The organism is Flavobacterium crocinum (assembly GCF_003122385.1).
Classification (GTDB): domain Bacteria; phylum Bacteroidota; class Bacteroidia; order Flavobacteriales; family Flavobacteriaceae; genus Flavobacterium; species Flavobacterium crocinum.
The window spans coordinates 4314876-4335939 of sequence record NZ_CP029255.1; the positions used below are offsets into that span (position 1 = coordinate 4314876).

The window sequence follows — 21064 nt, forward strand, 5'->3', positions numbered from 1 at the left end:
TGATGCAGATAATGAATACGATTTCTATAAATATTTCGCTTCTCAGAAGCTTTACTTTTAAAAGCAAAAAAGGTCATTAAAAAAAACGCATTTTTGATATAATGTTTTTCAATCTAATAGTGCCCTGAAGGGGCATAATATTTATAGAAATTCAATTATGCAGAGCAAAAAAAAGCTCCAGCAGAGCGACATATTAACCACAATGTAAACAATATGCCGCTCTGCTGGAGCTCTGATGCGGATAATGAATACGATTTCTATAAATATTTCGCTTCTCCGAAGCTTTACTTAAATATCTATTAAAAAATATCTTATCTCACTAACGAAACTGTCGTCGATATTCTGCAGGAGTATAATTGTATTTTGATTTAAAACATTTTCCGAAATATTTCAAATCACTGAAACCGACTTCAAAACAGATTTCTTTAATTAATAAATCTTCATTTTTCAGAAGATTCGCCGCCTCATTTAATTTCATGTCTCTTATAAAAACAACCGGAGAAACTCCTGTAACATCTTTCAGTTTATTAAAGAAACTGGCTCGTGACATACACATCAATTTTCCTAATTCATCTACAGAGAAATCGGTTTTAGAAATGTTTTCTTTTACCAATTCGATTACTTTCAGCATAAACTTATTGTCTTTCTCTGAAATATGTAAAGGCTCTTCTTTTGCAATTTGCGCAATACTTCCTGTTGAATACAACTGCTGTAAACGAATGCGCTGTTCCAAAACATTCTTTACTCTTGCTTTTAAGAAACTCACATTAAAAGGCTTTGTAATATAATCATCTGCACCATATTCCATTCCGGCTAATTTACTTTCGATAGCCGTTTTTGCACTCAATAAAATCACAGGAACATGACTGATTGCAAAGTTGTTTCGAATAATTTTAAGCATTTCGATTCCGTCCATTTCAGGCATCATAATATCACTGATTATGAAATCCGGCGATAATTCTTCAGCTTTCACATGACCTTCTTTTCCATTTTCAGCGATATAAATGGTATAATCCTCTTTTAAAATAGAAAGAATAAAGTTTCTTAATTCAGGATCATCTTCTATTATTAAGCCAACTGGTTTTTCTCTTATTTCTTCTGTAACCAATTCTTCAGTTACTATTTCATTCGGTTGAATATCTTCTGTAAAATGTTCCTCTGTATCTTCAAAATGAATTTCTACATCATCAGAAAAATGATTGTATCCTTTTTGAAAATTAATTTCAAAACTGCTTCCCTTTCCTAATTTTGTTTCAACTGAAATTTCCGCTCCGTGTTTTTCAACCGAATCTTTTACAATCGAAAGCCCTATTCCAGTACTTGGATTAAAAGGATTTTCATTGTAATTGGAAAAACGCACAAATAGTTTCTTCTGAACCACAGCACTAATTCCAGGGCCATTATCAATCACTTTTAAACAAACATTTTTCTCCGTTTCTTCTACTTTAACTTCGATAACATTTCCTTTTTTACAATATTTAAAAGCATTCGAAAGCAGATTGACCAAAATTTTATCCAGACTATCAGGATCTGCCCAAATATGTGGTTTTCTATCGGCGATGCTGACGTTCAGCTGTATATTTCGACGCTGGCTCACTTCTGTAAAACCTTCGCAGACTTCCTTTACAAATTCTCCCAAATCAATTTCGCGAACTTCCAGTTTTCTGTCCTGCATTCTTCTAAAATCCAGAATCTGATTAACCAAATTCAATAATTTATTACTGTATTTTTCAATAATCCGAAGCTGTGATTTTGCCGATTCATCTAACTTATTATCCGAAAGCATCACTTCTAAAGGAGCGGTAATCATAGTAAGTGGTGTACGGATTTCATGTGAAATATCAGTAAAGAAATTTAGCTTTAAGGCGCTAACTTCTTTTTCTACCCGTACATCATTTCGCAATTTTAAGATTGTTGAAATCGCGCGTCTTACTAATAAAAACAAACCTACAGCCAATACCAAATAACAGAAATAAGCGAAGTATGTTCCCCAAATAGAAGGCTTAATCGTAATTTTGATTTGTCTTTCGTTATCCAGCCACAAATTGTGTCCGTTTGTAGAAGATACTATTAAGGTATAAGTTCCTCTTCCTAAATTGGTATAGTTAATTGACTGACCTCCTTTAAGATAATTCCAGTCTTTATCGATTCCTTCCAGTTTATATCGATACACAATATTTTCATTTTTGATATAATCTAAAGCTGAGAACTGAACTCTGAAAAAATTCTGATCGTGTTTTAAAGTAACTTCAGTTAAAAGATCCGGATTCTTTGGTGTTTCAGGATTTACCTCAAATAATTCTTTATTGTTGACCAAAAATCCAGAGATTGCTAAATAAGGTTTAAATTTTGAAGGTTTAATCGCATCTGGTTTAAAATAAATTACCCCATCTGAATAACCTGCGGCGATTTCACCATTGGATAATCTGCATTTGGTTGCTTCTGAGAATATCTCGGTTCCTATAATAGATTTTAATTCAGGAAAAGTTTCACTGCTGTTGTTTTTAGGATCAAAACGTACAATCTGATTATCGCCCATGAGCCATATTTTTCCGAATTTATCTTCCTCCATACCCACGACACCTTCTAATGGAAATCCGAAATTTTCGCTCCAAAATGTTTCTGCTTTAACCTGGTCCTGTTTATCAATATCAACTAAAATAAGCCCTTTCCCATTTGTAGATAATGCCAATTTCCCATTTGAAGTCACGATAATATCCAAAATATCATTTCCCGAAGCCTGAAAATGATCTTTAAACTGCATTTTATCAGCTGATAGCTTTTCTCCTGCTATAGAAAATAATCGGTAAGATGAAACAAAGAAAATTCTATGATCTTTAGTTTCCACAACCGAACGCACTTTATCTGCTCTGCCAATTGGATAATTTTTGAGTTCATTTCTGTAACTTATAAAATTCGCTTTGCCAGCAGATTCTTTAATCAAATTAAGTCCACCTCCCCAAGTTGCAAGGTAAATCTGCCCGCTTGATGCCTGAAAGATTTTGTAAATATCATCACAACTAATACTGTATTTATCGTCTTTATCATATTTATATTGTTTGACGATGAAACTGAAAGAAAGCGGTTTTGGGGTCAGACAGAAGACACCGTTCCCTCTTGTTCCAATCCATATCCGGCCTTTGGCATCCTGCATCATACTATAAATATCTGCTCCCCAGCCCGAACTGTTTGGAGACAAAGTACCATCAGATCCTAAATTTCCTATTCTTCTTTTTTGAGAATCAAAAATTTCAATTTTCTCATCTCGACTGGCAACCCAGAGATTTTTCTCTCGGTCTTCCATTAAACTTCTTACATTGTGCTTTTTATGATTTCCTGATGCGCTTAAATTTAATTTTAGAAAATTACTGTTATTAAATACAATCAAATCTAAACCTTGTTTATGAGAACAAAACCAAAGATTTCCCAATTTATCAAACGCCGCAGTGTGCATTACATCTGAAAATGTTTCTTTAGATTCTTTGATGCATCTGATAACAGAAAAAAGTCTGTTTTGTTTTTCATCCCAATACGAAAACGCACCTTTACCAGACTGAAGCCAGACGGTTCCATTTGGAGAAGTCAGCAGAAAACTTTTTTGTCGGCCCGCTGCCGCAGAAGGTTCGCTTGGATCTACTTCCAGTTTCTTCAATTTTTCAGTCATGAGATCAAACATAAATATCCCGGAATTTGGGGTGTCAAACCAAAATCGACGTAAAGCTGTAAGTCCTAAAAAATTAATACTTTCCTTCGGAAGACCTGCTAGTGTGGTACTTTTGTAATTATTGAATTTTCCTGTTTTAATATCGTAAGTACAGAAACCTTCCTTCTTTTTTACAATTAATATTTTGCTGTCGCCTATTTCTTTTAAAAGCAGAATATCATCTTGAATTCCTAAATCCAAATTAAAAAATGTCGTTGATTTTTTATTGTACCGAATAAATTTTCCCTGATCGCCTCCAAACCAAAGATCATCTTTTGTTTCAACAGCAATATTGAACGAATTTCCTTTTCCTGTCTGCTCTGAAACATTAGTAAAGAAATATTCAGGTTGTTTAGCTCCTTTATTTAATCTTGAAAGTCCAGCATTGGATAAAAACCAGGTTACTCCGGCTTTATCTTCTAATACATCCGCAATTTTTCCAAAATGTCTCGTGTTTTTGAAACTAACTTTTCTAATTTGTCCGTTACTTTCAAAAGCTATCATTTCATTTTTATCTTTTGGAAAAAGCCAAGTTCTGCCCGAACGCATTATTTTGAATTGCTCTAAAACAAGCTCGTCTGTATTGGATTCTATCGGATTATGAAATTTTAGTTCATTAGTATCAAAATAATAAACATCATTTTTCTCTGACTGAATCCATATTCTTCCATTGTTATCAAAAATAAATTTGGAAACACGATTCGATTGTATGTTTAATGGAGTATCATCCTGTCCGACTTTGAATTTTCTAAAAGTATTTCCGTCATAACGAATCAGACCGTTAAAAGTAGCCAGCCAGATAAATCCTTTTTTATCCTGCTGAATACCTAAAACTCTTGATTGACTTAACTTGCCATCATTAGAAAAGTGAGTCAAAACGCCCTGAGGCTGAGATATACCTTTAATACAGATAAAAGAAAATAAAAAGACAAGTAAAGTGTGTTTCAACATGGTAAGTTTTTCATTTTGGCAGGAATAACAAAAATATCAAAATTCTTTACCTAACCTAGAACTGAGGACTTAAATAGCAGAATGTCCTCCTTTAATTAGCAATTTATCTCCCTTTTCTCTTTTCAACAAATTAATAAAAATAGACTCCAAGCTTTACCACACCCTTTAAATAGCAATTAATACTCAGCTGGAAAATACTAAGATTTAATTTTGTATTTTCAAATGTTGTAAACACTTACGAAAAAACCACAGTAAAAAAGAATAACTATCAAACCAAAAAACACCCAAATAATTTGATGAAAAAAGTATACAAATTAGCTTTAGTGTTACATTTTGCGACATTAACCTCTTTCGCGCAGGAAAACCCTGCATTTAAAAATCCTAACTTACCTATTGAACAGCGTGTAAATGATTTAGTTTCCCGAATGACTGTAGAGGAAAAAATCAGTCAGCTGATGGATTCTGCACCGGCAATTGAACGTCTCGGCATACCGGAATACAATTGGTGGAACGAATCCTTACATGGTGTTGCAAGAGCAGGATTTGCAACTGTTTTTCCGCAATCTATTTCGATTGCCTCTTCTTGGGACAAACAATTAGTTTTGGATGTTGCCAACGCAATCTCTGATGAAGCTCGTGCCAAACATCATGAATATCTTCGACGAGGGCAACACGGTATCTATCAGGGATTGACGTTTTGGTCGCCAAATGTCAACATTTTTCGTGATCCACGCTGGGGACGCGGACATGAAACTTACGGCGAAGATCCCTATTTAACTGGTCAATTGGGACTTAATTATGTAAAAGGTCTTCAGGGAACTGATCCAAAATATTTAAAAGTAGTGGCGACTGCCAAACATTATGCTGTACATTCCGGGCCAGAACCTTCTCGTCATGAGTTCAATGCGAATGTCAGCGATATTGATTTATATGAAACCTATTTACCAGCATTCCGCACTCTTGTAAAAGACGGAAGTGTTTATTCTGTCATGGGAGCTTATAATCGTTTTAGAGGAGAATCTTGCAGTGCCAGTCCGTTTTTATTTAATATTCTTCGAAATGACTGGGGTTTTCAAGGTTATATTGTTTCAGACTGTGGTGCTGTTACAGATATTTGGAAATATCATAAAATTACAAAAGATGCCGCTTCGGCTTCGGCGCTTGCTGTAAAAGAAGGTTTAGATTTGGAATGTGGCAGCAGTTATCAATCTTTAAAAGAAGCATTGGATCGTAAACTACTTTCGGAAGCCGATATCGATTTAACCATAAAACGCCTTTTTACGGCTCGTTTTAAATTAGGAATGTTCGATCCGGACGAAATTGTGCCTTATGCGCAGATTCCGTTTTCAGTTAACAATAATGCCGCAAATGACTGGCTGGCACGAATAGCTTCTCAAAAAAGTATCGTTCTTCTAAAAAATCAAAACAATGCTTTACCGCTTTCTAAAAACTTAAAAACAATTGCAGTAATCGGTCCTAATGCAGATGATGTACAATCTCTATGGGGTAATTACAGCGGCGTGCCAAGTAATCCTGTTACAGTATTAAGAGGCATTCAGAATAAAATAGAACCGAATGCAAAAGTATTGTACGCAAAAGGAACCGATCTTGCCAAAGGTGTTCCGGAAATGAATGTTATTCCATCTGTCTATTTTCAAAATGAAAACGGAAAACAAGGTTTAACAGGAGAGTATTTTGATAACAGCAAATGGCAAGGAAATCCGCTTTTTACCCGAAATGATGATAATATAGATTTTCATTGGGATATTAATACACCAGATCCTAGAATGAAAATGGGGAATTACAGTGTAAAATGGTCGGGCTATCTTAGGGTGCCAAAATCTGGAGTTTATGAAATATCAGACTGGGCAAAACCTTTTATGACTGTTGAAATTGAAACCGGGAAATTAACTGGAGGAAAAAATAATCATCATCCTAGAATCCGTCCGCAGAAAATTGAACTAGAAGCAGGAAGAAAATATAAAATAGAAGTAAAATATCAAAACTTTTATGGTGATGCCATAGCACAGCTTTTATGGGCAGAACCACAAGAAAATGTTTTGAAAGAAGCTGTTGAAACCGCCAATAAAGCAGATGTAGTAGTTTTAGTTTTAGGATTAAACGAACGTCTGGAAGGCGAAGAAATGAAAGTCGAAGCCGATGGTTTTGATGGCGGCGATCGTACAAGCCTTAATTTACCAGCCAATCAGGAAGAATTAATGAAGGCTTTAGTTGCTACAGGAAAACCTGTTGTTTTAGTTTTAATTAACGGAAGTGCACTTTCCATCAATTGGGCAAATGATAATGTTCCTGCTATATTAACTGCCGGATATCCTGGTCAGCAAGGAGGAAATGCCATTGCAGATGTTCTTTTTGGCGATTATAATCCAGCCGGGCGATTACCTGTTACGTATTATAAATCGGTAGATCAGCTTCCTGCTTTTGAAAACTACGATATGAAAGGTCGTACTTATCGCTATTTTGAGAAAAAGCCTTTATATCCGTTTGGCTTTGGCTTGAGCTATACCAAATTTAAATACAGTAATTTACAGCTTCCATCAACTCCAACAACAAATAAAGATTTAAAAGTATCTGTTGATGTAACCAATATTGGTGATTGTGACGGCGAAGAAGTAGTGGAATTATATATTAAAGATGAAAAAGCTTCAACTCCTCGTCCAATCATTCAATTGGAAGGTTTTGAACGTATTAATCTAAAGAAAGGCGAAACCAAAACAGTAGATTTTATACTGACTCCAAGACAATTATCATTAATCAATAAGAAAAAACAAAGAGTTGTAGAACCGGGATGGTTTACTATTTCAGTTGGAGGAAAACAACCTGATGGTTCTGCTGATGTTCAAACTGGACGTGTAAATATTACTGGAAAACCACTTACGCTGGATAAATAAATATAACATCATTTTTCTACCGATGAGATGTTCCGAAGGAACATTAAAAAAAATAAGCTGTTTCAAAAATTGAAACAGCTTATTTTTTATTCTTCGTTTGGTCTGTAACTTCCATCGTTGGGATATTTAAGCGTATCTTTTAATTCTTCGACACGTTTAGGGTCGAATTTAGGTAATTGCAATTCATTATTTTCTTTCCATTTTTTTATGGTTTCAGAAATTGCATCTGATTTTTCTGTGGAAGGTGGTATATGACGAGTCATATAAAGTGTTTGCGATGGATAGGCCAAAGAGGTTCCACTCTGCTCTATTATATCCATCATTCGTAATAAAATATCTTCCTGCACTTCCTGAGACGTTTCTACATTTATAGCTTCAATGTAAGCTGTTACTTCCACTTTTAATGCATCAGCTGTGATTCCTGTAAAACGAACAATTGGATTTGAATTATTTATGGCAGGATGGGCATATAATAAAGATCTCAATTCGACCAAGAGATAACGCATCTGATCCGGAGAAGTCTCCATTCTGAAATTGAATATCGGATTAAATATAAAGCGATCGCGATGCGTAAAATTCTCTATTTTACTCGCTGAAAGCTGTCCATTTGGAATAGTTACAATAGTTCGTGCAGAAGTTCTAAGTGTTGTAGAGCGCATTCCGATCGATTCCACTGTTCCTTTTATATCATCAACTCTGCAATAATCTCCAACACGCAAAGGCTGATCGGCAATAAGACTCACACTACCAACAAAGTTCTCAATTGTTTTTTGTGCTCCTAATGCCAATGCGATACCTCCTATTCCCAGTGCAGCAAGTCCGGCAGTAACATCTACTCCAATAATTCCTAATAAAGCAATTATCCCTATCACTACGATGGCTGCTTTAGTTGTTCGACTTAGAAATAAAATAGCAGAAATGGCAGAAATACGCCCACTCCTACTCATTCTGCTTCGGGCATACATACTTACAAAATCGGTCATTCTCCACAGCAATATCAAAAAAGCAAGAATTCCAATTGTTATTATGATGATTCCAAAACGCTGCCGCACGATTATCGAAATGCCCATACGCTGTGTAAATGCCACAAATAAAAGTACGGTAAGATACATATGAACCGGCAATGTAAGCGCTTCAATAATAGCTGTTCCTTGTTCTGTGGCCGCTTTTTTCCATAATTTTTGTACTAATAATCCAATCAGGAAAACTAGCAACCTGGCAAGCAAATAAGATAAAACAGTCATAACTACTACAACGGTCCAATGTCCAATTGGAACATTTCCTAATTTTCTTTCTTTCAAAACCGTAGGCAATATGCGATCTAAAAAAGTTTTTGCCTTAGAAACATCAGCAGAAAGAATCGATTCTACCGTTTCAGCAGAGAAAAGCCATAAAGCAGGCTGACTGTCATCTGACTGGTTTTCTACATAAAGCTGGATTGCCGTTTTACTGGTAGTAATACTTCCAACATGATCAACACCCGTTGCTAAATCATCATCGGTACGTCCGGTCTCTTTATTACTGATAATAGAAGATGGCGATAGATTTCCTCCCTGATCCAATAATTGCTGAAAAGTCTTAGCGATACGAATTCTTTCAGCGGTTTTACGATACGAACGTTTACTTAATACAAAATACTGACTTGCACGAAGATAATTCTGATCACCTATAGCTTTTATAAAGCCATTAACGGTTCCTTGCGGGGTTCTTCTGCCTAAAGAATCTTCGGGAACTTTTGCTGGTTCTTCAGTTGCACTTTTACTTGTTCCTAATAATTGGGCCGTTAATGCTTCGGGTTTAATTAGTAATGCCAACCATAGTAGAAAAAAAAACAGTAAACGTTTTGTGTTTAAACTCATATCACTTCGATTTTCTGATTTAATAAACTAAAAATAAGAAATATAGAAGAGAAAAAGAATCTAAAACATTTTTTTTAATTTAGAAATAATGCTCTTTTACATCATTCAGATCTGATGTTTTTACTTCATTTTAAAAAATAAATTGAATGCTAAATCTATAATAAATCGTAAATTTAAGTTCTTCAAATTTTTCTTAACCTAGATTAATCGACAAACTTGTATGTCCTATCTAAATTTGTAAAAGAAATTTAACAACATCAAATTATAACCTAAAATAATATGGAAACGATAAAACTAGAATTAGACGAGAAAAAACACGGCGCTTTTAATCTTTATGTTGATGGCAAAAAACAAGGCGAAATGACGGTAAGCCTTAAACCGGATTTATTAACTGTTTATCATACCGGAGTTGAACCGGAAGCTGAGGGAAAAGGTTACGCAAAAAAACTTCTGGAAGAAATGGTATCTTATGTTCGTGCTAATAATTTAATGGTTTTACCGTTTTGTCCATACGTCCATGCACAATTCAAAAGACATCCGGACGAATATCAGGATATCTGGAAGAAATAATTTAGCCATTTTTTAGCCACAGATTAAAAGGATTAAAAAGATTTTAAATCTGTGAAAAACCTTACTCTATTTAACTTAAAAAAACAGCAATTATGAATACAGAAATCTTAACAGACGGTATTCCTTTAAATGAAGCTAAAAAAGCTTTAATATTAATTCATGGCCGTGGTGCAAGTGCTCATGACATCCTTTCGGTTGCCAAACATCTTAAAGTAGATGACTTTGCATTGGTAGCTCCTCAGGCAGAAAACAGAACCTGGTATCCTTATTCTTTCCTTGCTCCTCTTAACGAAAACGAACCTTCTTTTTCAAAATCATTAGAAGCTATTCATCAGGTCGTGGTGGCAATACAACAAAACGGAATCGAAAAAGAAAACATCTACTTTCTTGGATTTTCACAAGGCGCTTGTCTTGCTTTGGAATTTACAGCGAGAAATGCTGCTAAATATGGAGGCATCGTAGCTTTTACCGGTGGATTAATTGGTGATAAAGTTTATGAAAATCATTATTCAGGAAATTTTGAAAACACACCAATCTTCATAGGAACCAGTGATCCGGATTTTCATGTCCCGGTTGAAAGAGTAAATGATTCTGAAACTCTCCTTACAAAACTGGGCGCAGATGTTACCAAAAAAATCTATCCAAATATGGGACATACCATTAGTAAAGACGAAGTAGATTGTGCAAATGCATTAATTTTCAATAAAAAATAATGATCACGATAACCCGCATTTACAGCAATGCTGATGGTGAAAGTCATTTTGAAGACTTTGAAGTTCCGTTGAAAAACAATGGAGATATAGGATTTCTATCTGAGGATGAACCTGTAAAATCTATAGTTTTCAGAGAAGTAATTTCTTCTTACGATTACGATTTTCATAATGCTCCGGATCGTCAATATATTATTCTTTTAGAAGGCGGTGTAGAAATCGAAACTTCATTAGGAGAAAAAAGAAAATTTGAAACCGGATCTATTCTCTTAGTTGAAGATACTACAGGAAAAGGACATAAAACAAAAAATATCGAACCCAAACTTCGAAAATCAATATTTATAAAATTATAAAAACAGCCGGCAAATTGTCGGCTTTTCTATTATTACACCCCTTCTAAAACAACAAAGAATCCAAATACAAAATATCTATATCTATTTTCTTTATTCTATTTTCTAAATACAAATAACCACATTCCTAAAATGACGATATATCGTAAATCTTCACGAGAACAACTCAGTCAAAACATTAAAAACCAAATATTTAACACAAAAGGAACAGTATTTGGATATTATCTTCATAAAGATAAAAAAGAGTTTCGTATTTCTTAATCTAGGTTAATCAATCCAGAGCTATAACGGGTGTAAATTTGTATAAGAAATCAATAACAATTTAACATTATAAATACCATGGAAAATACAATTTTAGGTTTACACCATATCACTGCAATTGCAGGTGACGCTAAAAGAAACTTCGATTTTTATTCTAAAATATTAGGATTACGTTTTATCAAAAAAACAGTAAACTTTGATGATCCGGGAACTTACCACTTTTACTTTGGTGATGAAGTTGGAAGTGCCGGAACAATCTTAACCTTTTTTCCTTGGGGAGCAGGAATTCAACAAGGCAGAAAAGGTTCCGGAATGGCTACAGAAATTGGTTATTCTGTTCCTAAAGGAAGTCTGGATTTCTGGCAAAAACGTTTTGAACAATACAATGTGATTTACAATAAACCAGCTGAGAAATTCGGCGAAAAATATCTTACTTTCTTAGATCCTGATGGTTTGAAATTAGAATTAATCGAATCTAAAACCGAAGACAATAGAAAACCTTGGGAAACAGATGAGGTAAAAGCGGATGTGGCAACAAGAGGTTTTCATAACATTACTTTGACTCTGAATGACATAAAACCAACGGCAGCTATTTTGACTGAAATATTTGGTTACAAACTAATCGATCAGGATGTAAATCGTTATCGTTATGCTACAACTGCAGTAGAAAACGCTGCAATTGTTGATCTGGTAGAATTAGCTGATGAAAAAAGAGGTTTAAACGCGAACGGTACTGTGCATCATGTGGCTTTCCGCGTTAAAAACGATGAAATTTTAATGCACTTCCGTGAAAAAATTGAAGCTTACGGATTGTCTATTACCCCTCAGATCGACAGACAATATTTCCACTCTTTGTATTTCAGAGAACCGGGAGGCGTTTTGTTTGAAATTGCTACCGACAATCCTGGGTTTACTGTAGATGAAAGTTTAGAAGAATTAGGTCAAAACTTAAAACTTCCTGCTCAATACGAAGCACACAGAAAAGCAATTGAAGATCATTTGGTAAAAATTAATTAATCCAAAACATTTAAATAGCAAATGGAAACATAAAAAAGAGTATTTTTATTAATAAATTGATAATCAGAATCTTATTTTATGTTTCCTTTTTTTTAGCATATAATCCCATACCAATTAGTAATCCATAAAAACAAATATATCATGGCAAAAATAGCATTATACGGATTTGGCCGAATCGGAAGACAATTTCTCCGCATAGCTTTAAAAAACAATCTTTTTGTTCCTGAAGTCGTTGCTGACATTCAAGATATAGATTTGCTCGGAGCGCTTTTTAGTGTCGATTCTAACTACGGAAGATGGCACGAAGAAGTAAAGACGGCAGATGAAAATTTTATTATTGGAGACCGAAAAATTCCCTACAAGAATTCTAAACTGGATATTCCGGATTGGAAAGCTTTAGGAGTTGATTTGGTTGTAGATTGTACCGGACGTGCAACAAATAGAGAAAACGCGCAAAAACACATAGACAAAGGAGCAAAATATGTGCTGATAAGTGCTCCAAGTAAATCTCTAGCAGATTGTGATGCAGTACTTTTAAAAGGGATTAATCTTGACGAATTTAATGCCGAAAATCACAAAATCATCAGTATGGGAAGTTGTACGACTAATGGTTTAGCTGCGGTCGTAAAAGTAATTAAAGAGAATTTCGGAATTGAATATGGTTTATTTTCAACGGTTCATTCTTACACTAACACTCAATCCCTGACAGATCAGCCAATGAAAGACAGGCGAGACTCGTGGGCTGCTGCAGAAAATATAATTCCATCATCATCCGGAGCTGCGAAAGCATTACAGTTTATATGGAGTGATTTAAAAATTACCGGAAAAGCCTATAGAGTTCCAACTAAAACAGGAAGTATTGCCGAACTGAATTTGGTTACAACCAAAGATTGTTCTGTAGAAGAAGTAAATGACGCTTTTAGAAAAGCCGCTAAAGAAGGTTCTTTAAAAGGTGTTATGGATGTTTTGGAAGAACAATGGAGTTCTGCCAGAATTGTAGGCGATCCTCATTCTTCTATTATCGATTTACCACTTACAACGAAACAAGGAAACTTACTTTCTGTAGCAGCATGGTACGATAACGAATGGGGCTTTGCCAACAGACTTGCTGAAGTTGCGCAATACATTTCGAATAAGATATAATCTAATATTTATAGTATTTCTGTTCTTTAAAATAAAAAATCCATAACAACAGAGCTTTTACAATACTCTTTGTTATGGATTTTAATTGATTTTTATTTATAACTTATTTCAAAGATTATATTTTACTTTCATCTTCAACAGCATCCTGCCATTTATCCCAGACTTTTACTCCTGCATTATAGCCATCATAACCATAGTTCTGGCTTAACTGACCTCTAATATTAGGTTCTATAGCAAGTCTAAATGGAATTGGCCAGTAATTATTACGTTTATCCATAGAATAAAACTTTACACCCGGTTTTAAAGAAATACCTGCAGGGTATTTGTTATATAAAGTATAATGTACAATACGTTGCCACCAATAACTTCCACCTGCTGCATCTGTTCCTGATTGTTTATCCCAATTTGAGATGCTGTAAGTATGCCCCCATTCATCCGGTTTTCCGCTAAGAGCCAGACAGTGAGAAATACGTTTTAACTCTACATTTCTCCATTCTTCCATATAAAGTTCTCTCCCTCTTTCTGCACAAATATCGCCAATCGTTACTGTAGTGTACATTTGCGAAGCTTTTGCTCTTGTTCTTACCACATTCACATCCTGCGCCGCTCCTGAAGCATTTCCCTGATAGAAACGTGCTTCGGCGCGCAATAAATAAGTTTCAGCTAAGCGATAGATATACATATGCGCACTTGCTCCTGCCGTAGCTCCCTGAAAATCATTTGCCGCCGGATTTGCCTCCGCTACAACGTCATGATAAAATATTTTATAATGTGGAAAATCAAACCAGTCACGAATAGAATCCTGTGCCAATAGCTTTCCTGTTGCATCCTTCATTCTGAAATTTTGACCGGCCCACGCCGCACTTCCACCTGCTCCTGAAGCATATTTAAGATCTTCCATGTTTACCCAGTTCCCAACAGTACTGTTATGTCTAAGATCTACTTTGTCTTCAACACCATTTACAACCCACATAGGATGCTGTGAATAATAAGAACCACTAATTGTACCAATACCACGACCTATAGCTCTTTGATAGTCATATTTTGCATTATAATTTGTTTTATCTGTTAATGGAAAACGAGGTGCCGCAGTTTTACCATCAGGCGTAATTAAATTGGCATCATTCCAGTTTGGTCCAAAAATCCTCATGGAAGAAAATGCTAAAAACGACTGAGCTCCTCCATTTGGTGCAACCAAAATAGCTTCGGTATTAGCAGCAATTACTTTGTTCTCCGGTCTGTGCAAATCCCAAATTACATTTCTGGTAATAGGCCAGGCTGTTGGATTTCCTCCCGGATCAAAAATTCCTAAGGTATTTTGTACTAAAGAATACCCTGACTGGTTGATCAAAATAGTAGCTTGTGCTTCAGCATCTGCAAATCTTCCAGATGCTAAATAACACTTAATTAATAACTGGCGACAAGCACCTTTACTAACCATACCAACATATCCTATTTTTGCCTGTTCCGGTACCCATTGTACAGCTTTCTCCATATCTGCCGTAATCATTTCAATGATGGCTTCCTTTTTAGTAGAATAATAACTTTGCTTTGGTACTTCCAAAATTTTAGTAATCAACGGTATGTCTCCAAACTGATATACCAAATTAAGGTAACGGTATGCTCTGTGAAAATAAGCTTGTCCGATATATTTATTTTTAACCTCCTCTGTTAAACTTGTTACATTACCAATATACGTTAATACAGTATTAGCATTCTTAATACCTGTGTAGGCTTCTGTCCACATAAATCCAAGATAAAGGGACTCACCACTTGGGTCTCTTCTAAAATCTCCGGTAGGAACAATCGTATTGGCGTAATCAGCAATATTACTACCTGTATCTGTTTTTCCATATTGCGCCATGTCAGAGAAAAGATACTCTGTACCAATTGGCACACTAACACCTGAATAACCGTAGTGAATATAATTGTTACGAAGTTGTTTATCGCACAATGCTAAAGTTGCCTGCAACCCTGCTTCTGTAGAAAACGTAGTTTCGGGTTCATAAAACGAAAGCGGATCTGATTCAAGGAAATCTTTTGAGCAAGAACCCGACATCAAGGCCAATATTGCAAAAGGCACTAGTCTTGTAATTTTATTTTGTATATATTTTTTCATTGTTGAATAATTTTAAAGTTGGAAATTAAAACCTAAATTAAACTGTCTCGTAGCCAATCCTCCTGTTTCCGGATCTCCAAAATATTTCCATTCTTTAGAAGCAGACCATGTTGCAACGTTTTGAACAGAAGCATAAATTTTTATATTTTTAACGTGTACTCGATCTAAAAGATCTCTAGGAAGTGTGTAGGCTAACGAAATGTTGTCCAGACGAATAAAACTTCTGTCATATAATCTTCCCGGCGCAACCGGAGTTCCCGCAGGTCCTTTCGCATCCAGACGTGCCCATTCATTGGTTGGGTTATCAAGTGTCCAATATGGATTTACGTATGGATTGAAATTGAATTTGTATAAACTGGCATCGTTAAAAGTGTTCATGTAATTCGAATTAAGCGATTTACCTCCCATATTGGAGTACATACTGATACCCAAATCCCAATTTTTATATATCTTAAAATCATTACGCATCGACCATTGTACAGGAGAATTATAATTCCCTAAAAACTGCTTATCTTTTTCATTGTAAACTGCTTTTTTATAAGGCTGACCATCTGCATCTACTGCATCTATATCATCTGCTGTATAGCTGTTAGCCACTTTTGGATCTCCTGGGCGCTGTCCATATTTCTGCGCCTCCTTCCATTCGTCTTTTTGCCAAATCCCGGTTACTCTGTAATCCCAGATTTGAGAAATTGGTTTTCCTATAAACCAACCATTAGCGGAATCATTTCCTTCCTTTTTTCCAATAACATTCCCATTTTCATCCTTAACATCTACCATATTACCATATAATGAAACAATCTTATTTTCGTTGTAAGAGATACCAAATGTAGTACGCCATTCAAAGTTTGATTTTTTCATATTAAGAGTACTAAGACTCAATTCAACACCCTGATTCTGAACTTCTCCAAGGTTGGTTGCAATAGATGAAAAACCAGTAAAACCAGGCAAAGACTGGCTCATAATCATATCATGAGTTGATGCCTTGTAAAAATCTAAAGTAGCAGTAATACGATCTTGTAAAAATCCCAAGTCAAGACCAATGTTTGTTGAGGTAGTTTTTTCCCATTCCAGATTTGGGTTTGCCATACGATCAAGTGCCAAATACTTTATTTCAAGAGCTTTTCCTGAAGCATCCAAATAGCCCATTGTTCCGGTGTTTACTAAGTTTGCCAAAGAAATGTACGGATCTGCAAGTGATCTGTTTCCATTTTTACCCCAGGACACACGTAATTTACCTGTACTCATCGCATCCCAATTAAACCATTTTTCATTCTTAAAGTTCCATGCAACCCCAAAAGAAGGGAAAACTGCATAAGGATTTGAAGCTCCAAATGCCGAATATCCATCACGTCTTACAGTTGCTGTCAACATATAACGATTATCAAACGAATAGAAAAGTCTGGCCATTAATGCGTCTGCCGTTTCATGTGAATCGTATGATCTAAGCGCACTATTTGCCATTGTTGCTGTATTAACAAGGTGAAATCCTAAAGCATCTGAGGGCTGAATATTATAAGCATCCATTCCATCTGACCAATAACGACGTTCTTCTGCTTCCTGAACAAAAGTGGCAACGATGTGATGTTTTTCAGCAATCGTATAATCCCATGTTAAGGTATTATTCAGGTTATAATCAAATCTTGTAGCATTATTTCTGTTTACCCCAGTGGTAGCGGCAGGCCAGTTTGGATTCTGTGTTGATCTGAAATAACGATCGTGAAAAAACTGATAACGAGGTGCAATATTAAATGAATACGTAATCCCCAGAGGTAAAGTTACCTTTGCATTTAAAATAGTATTCAATGTAGTATATCCTGTCTCCTTATCTATAAATTGTCGCTCGTAGTAATAGTTATAATTCTGACCTGAAACATTTTTCCCCATTGGCTGTCTCTCGTAGTTACCATTTGCATCTCTAAAGGTTCCGAACGGGCTCGTTCTCATCATATTATTATCCCCAGCATTTGTACCTAAAGAAGGAGTAACATCTCCATCTGATCGATCCTGAAAATTGACGTTTACTCCCAAGTCCAGCCAATCTGTAACTTTAGCATCAACTTTCATGTTGGAGCGGGCTGACTTATAATCATTCCCAACGATAGCTCCTTCTGAAGTTAAATAACCAAAAGACACATAATAGTTTACTCTGTCGCCTGCTCCAGAAATACTCAAATTATTATCATGATTAATTCCTGTTCTAAAAGAGCTATTACTCCAATCGTGTGTTTTATCTGCCAGGAAATTTGCCATCAGTGAAGGATCAAAATTCAGTCCTAAACGTGCTCCCCACACTTCTTTAGAACTTTTTCCTGTTGTTTGAGAAACAGGCTGATAAGCCAGCCACTGTGCTTCAGTAATTCCCCACTTGGACAAATCGTTTGGATTTGAAAAATATCCGGGTTTGCCATTAGCCACTGTTCCTGCTATAAATGCTTCGTATTGCTGGGTTGCTGTGTTGACGCCATAAGTTTGGGCAGTTTCCCAATCTTCACGATATTTTAAGTACCCTTCCGGAGAATACACTCCACGATAAGCACTCTTGTTGCTAATTGTTGTATTGGTAGTAAAACTAACGATAGGTTTACCTGTTTTTCCTTTTTTGGTCGAAATAAGAATAACCCCTGCTGCCGCTCTCGATCCGTACACAGATGCTGCCGAAGCATCTTTTAAAATATCAAGTTGAGCAATATCATCAGGATTGATTTCTGAAAGTTCTCCATAAAACTGCATTCCATCTAAAATAATAAGTGGTGAGTTATGGCTTCCTCCGGTATATACAGAAGTCTGTCCTCGAACCTGAATACTACCTCCTCCTTTTGCAGAAGGATCATACCCAACTCTTACTCCGGGAGTACCTCTTAATATATCCTGAACAGTCTGCGGGTTTTGGTTTGCTAATTTGTCAGGAGTAACCTGAACAACTGCTCCGGTTAAATCCTTTTTCTTCATCTTACCATAACCTACAACAACGACTTCCTCTAACGAAGCTGTAGTTCTTTGCATCTTTACGTTTACAGTAGCTTTTCCTTTTATGGAAACCTCAGTATTGGTATAACCTAAAAAGGAGAATACCAATACTGCATTTTCATTTTCTACTTTTAAAGTAAATTTTCCGTCAAAATCTGTTAAAGCAGCATTTTTACTGCCTTTTTCCAAAATAGTTACGCCTGGGAGTGGCATACCATTTTCATCATTGACCTGTCCGCTAATGCTTTTTTGCTGGAAAGCATTTTGCGCTTTTGTTGTACCCTTAAAACTAATGGCATATCCCTGAACTTGAAATAAAGAAAACATAACAAAAAAGATCATCATTTTTGCTTTCAAATTAAATCCAGATGCACCATCAGGACTTTTAATCCTAATAAAATTTGTCATTTTGCTTGGTAATTTGGTTAATTAAATAGTTAGTTTTGAAAATTACTTATCGGCTGAATGCTTTAAACCAAACCGTAATTCTTGATGCAAATTTGAATAATAATGATTTTTGCAAGGAGAAATAAAATACGTTTTAGGGGATAAAATAGTATTGAGAATAAATTTTATCCTGTATTTATCATAAAAAATTTACAATATTCAAAAATACAACGGTAAAAATGTATGAAATACAATTATTGATCTACTATTGAACAGCTAAAAAGGAGGTGTCTTATATTTTTATAAATATGTTTTTAGAGAAAATCCCAAGTATCATTTTTTCTCATTTATTCCTACATAGTTTATTTCAGTTCCCAACTACATACTACACCCTTCATTAAAAACAACGAAATATCGTCGGCAATCAATTTTATCATATTTTAAATTTAAATACATAATAATCTATACCTTCGTATAGCCAGTTTAATCCTAAGAAAATGCACTCTAATCAATACAGAATAGTTCTGTCTCTCCTTGTGTGGTTCATATTTGGAGAACTAAATGCATTGACTTCTTTTACCAACGAAAATCAGGTTGAAACGGCTGAAAAAAATCTGCCTGCTTTTGGAAATTATTTAAATAAAGACCTTCCTTATACCGATCAAGAGGTAAAAAAAACAGAAAAAATACTAAGCGAATTACAGGAAAACATAGATAAAATAAGGACTTTACTGAAATTAAGCGACTGGTATGAAGCTTCTTTTAATAATCCTGAAACATTAGAAAAAGCTTTTAATTATGCTGAAGACGCTCTTCGTTTAAGCAGAAATCTGCATTCTGATATTTATGCAGGAAAATGTTATCTGCAGTTTTCAATGCTGTACCAATTAAGAAATAATGATCCAATGATCGAAACCAGTGCCAAAAAAGCAATAGCATTATTGGCTAAAACTAATCAAATAGATGATTTGGGCGAATCCTGGGTAATGATCTGGTCGGCAAAAATGCGTACACATGCACCAATAGAAGAAAGACTGGATCCTATTTTCAAAGCAGCTGTCTTATTCGAAAAATCTGGAAATAATAAAAGAAGTGGTGACTGCTACAGAGAAATTAGTGAACTCTATTTTTCAATCTCAGATTTTAATCATTCGTCAAACTTTCTAAAAAAAGCAATCTCTTTTTATAAAGCATCGCATCTTAAAGAAAGTGACATTTATCCTATTTCTTCCAGACTGAATATTATTTACGAAGCCGAAAAAAGGAACAGGGATATTATTAAACTAAAAAACAAAACCCTTATACAGCAAAGCAAACTTAAAAACGAGGTATTTCTCCGCAATTCCATGATCATTTTTATGATCCTTCTGCTTATAATTCTTGGCCTCCTTTATAAAAGTTACAGATTCAAAAAGAAAACAAATAAAATACTGGAAACACAACAAAACGAAATCAATAAAAAAAATCATGCGCTTCAGAATCTGGTTACTGAAAAAGAATGGCTTTTACGAGAAATTCACCACAGAGTAAAAAACAATCTTCATATGGTGGTTGGTTTGTTAGCAAGCCAGATTGAATTTTTAAAAAATGAAGAAGCTGTTCAGGCCATTAATAATAGTCAGAACCGAATTCATGCCATGTCGTTGATTCATCAGAAATTATATCAATCCGAAAATTTATCGATAATTGACATGCCTTCCTATATTTTTGAATTGACTGAATATTTAAAGGATTCATTCGAAATCAAGAATTCTATCCGGTTTATTCTGGATATCGACAGCTTTACGCTGCCCCTATCTCATTCCATTCCAATTGGGCTTATTTTCAATGAAGCTGTTACAAATGCAATTAAATACGCATTTCCAAACAATGAAAAAGGAAAAATTAATATTTCACTAAATAAAAATGATAACGGTAACTATACTTTAGTTATTCATGATAATGGTATCGGGCTTCCTCCTGATTTCGATCCTTATAATAATCCTTCATTAGGTATAAAATTAATGCGTGGATTATCTGCAGATATTCATGGGAAATTTCTAATTGCAAACGCAAACGGAACCAAAATAACTTTGGAATTCTCTTTAGTCGAAAATAATCCAGATTAATTTA

General features: G+C 35.1%; 11 protein-coding genes. 7 read left to right on the forward strand and 4 right to left on the reverse strand.

From position 1 onward, the window contains the following. Positions 1-319: 319 nt before the first annotated feature. Entirely contained in the window at positions 320-4654 is a 4335-nt protein-coding gene (locus HYN56_RS19120; RefSeq protein ID WP_109193641.1) for a hybrid sensor histidine kinase/response regulator transcription factor, read from the reverse strand. A gap of 296 nt (positions 4655-4950) precedes the next feature. Between HYN56_RS19120 and HYN56_RS19125 the strand changes: the two genes are divergently transcribed. Next, a complete protein-coding gene (locus tag HYN56_RS19125; protein WP_109193642.1) occupies positions 4951-7566 on the forward strand; it encodes a glycoside hydrolase family 3 C-terminal domain-containing protein in 2616 nt (871 codons plus the stop codon). A gap of 86 nt (positions 7567-7652) precedes the next feature. Here the strand turns inward: HYN56_RS19125 and HYN56_RS19130 are convergent, their stop codons facing one another. Continuing rightward, a complete protein-coding gene (locus HYN56_RS19130) occupies positions 7653-9425 on the reverse strand; it encodes a mechanosensitive ion channel family protein (RefSeq protein ID WP_109193643.1) in 1773 nt (590 codons plus the stop codon). A 279-nt stretch (positions 9426-9704) separates the two neighbouring features. Here HYN56_RS19130 and HYN56_RS19135 point away from each other — a divergent pair, with 279 nt between their 5' ends. From HYN56_RS19135 to HYN56_RS19155, 5 genes are all read left to right on the forward strand, one after another. Continuing rightward, positions 9705-9995: a GNAT family N-acetyltransferase gene (locus tag HYN56_RS19135; RefSeq protein ID WP_109193644.1), complete on the forward strand. Its 291-nt coding sequence runs from the start codon at positions 9705-9707 to the stop codon at positions 9993-9995. A gap of 92 nt (positions 9996-10087) precedes the next feature. After that, positions 10088-10708, forward strand: coding sequence for an alpha/beta hydrolase (locus HYN56_RS19140; RefSeq protein ID WP_109193645.1), 621 nt, complete (start codon positions 10088-10090; stop codon positions 10706-10708). After that, a complete protein-coding gene (locus HYN56_RS19145) occupies positions 10708-11058 on the forward strand; it encodes a cupin domain-containing protein (RefSeq protein WP_109193646.1) in 351 nt (116 codons plus the stop codon). Before HYN56_RS19140 ends, HYN56_RS19145 begins: the two co-directional genes overlap by 1 nt. 336 nt (positions 11059-11394) lie before the next feature. After that, positions 11395-12333, forward strand: coding sequence for a ring-cleaving dioxygenase (locus HYN56_RS19150; RefSeq protein WP_109193647.1), 939 nt, complete (start codon positions 11395-11397; stop codon positions 12331-12333). A 141-nt stretch (positions 12334-12474) separates the two neighbouring features. After that, entirely contained in the window at positions 12475-13476 is a 1002-nt protein-coding gene (locus HYN56_RS19155; RefSeq protein WP_109193648.1) for a type I glyceraldehyde-3-phosphate dehydrogenase, read from the forward strand. Positions 13477-13591: 115 nt separating this feature from the next. On the opposite strand, the gene HYN56_RS19160 is transcribed toward HYN56_RS19155, so the two are convergent. After that, positions 13592-15595 (reverse strand): RagB/SusD family nutrient uptake outer membrane protein, encoded by a 2004-nt coding sequence (locus HYN56_RS19160; RefSeq protein WP_109193649.1) that lies wholly within the window; start codon positions 15593-15595, stop codon positions 13592-13594. 12 nt (positions 15596-15607) lie between these two features. Next, positions 15608-18973: a SusC/RagA family TonB-linked outer membrane protein gene (locus tag HYN56_RS19165; protein WP_109193650.1), complete on the reverse strand. Its 3366-nt coding sequence runs from the start codon at positions 18971-18973 to the stop codon at positions 15608-15610. Between the two features lie 476 nt (positions 18974-19449). On the opposite strand from HYN56_RS19165, the gene HYN56_RS19170 reads away from it, so the two are divergent. After that, a complete protein-coding gene (locus tag HYN56_RS19170) occupies positions 19450-21060 on the forward strand; it encodes a sensor histidine kinase (protein ID WP_109193651.1) in 1611 nt (536 codons plus the stop codon). Positions 21061-21064 lie beyond the last annotated feature (4 nt).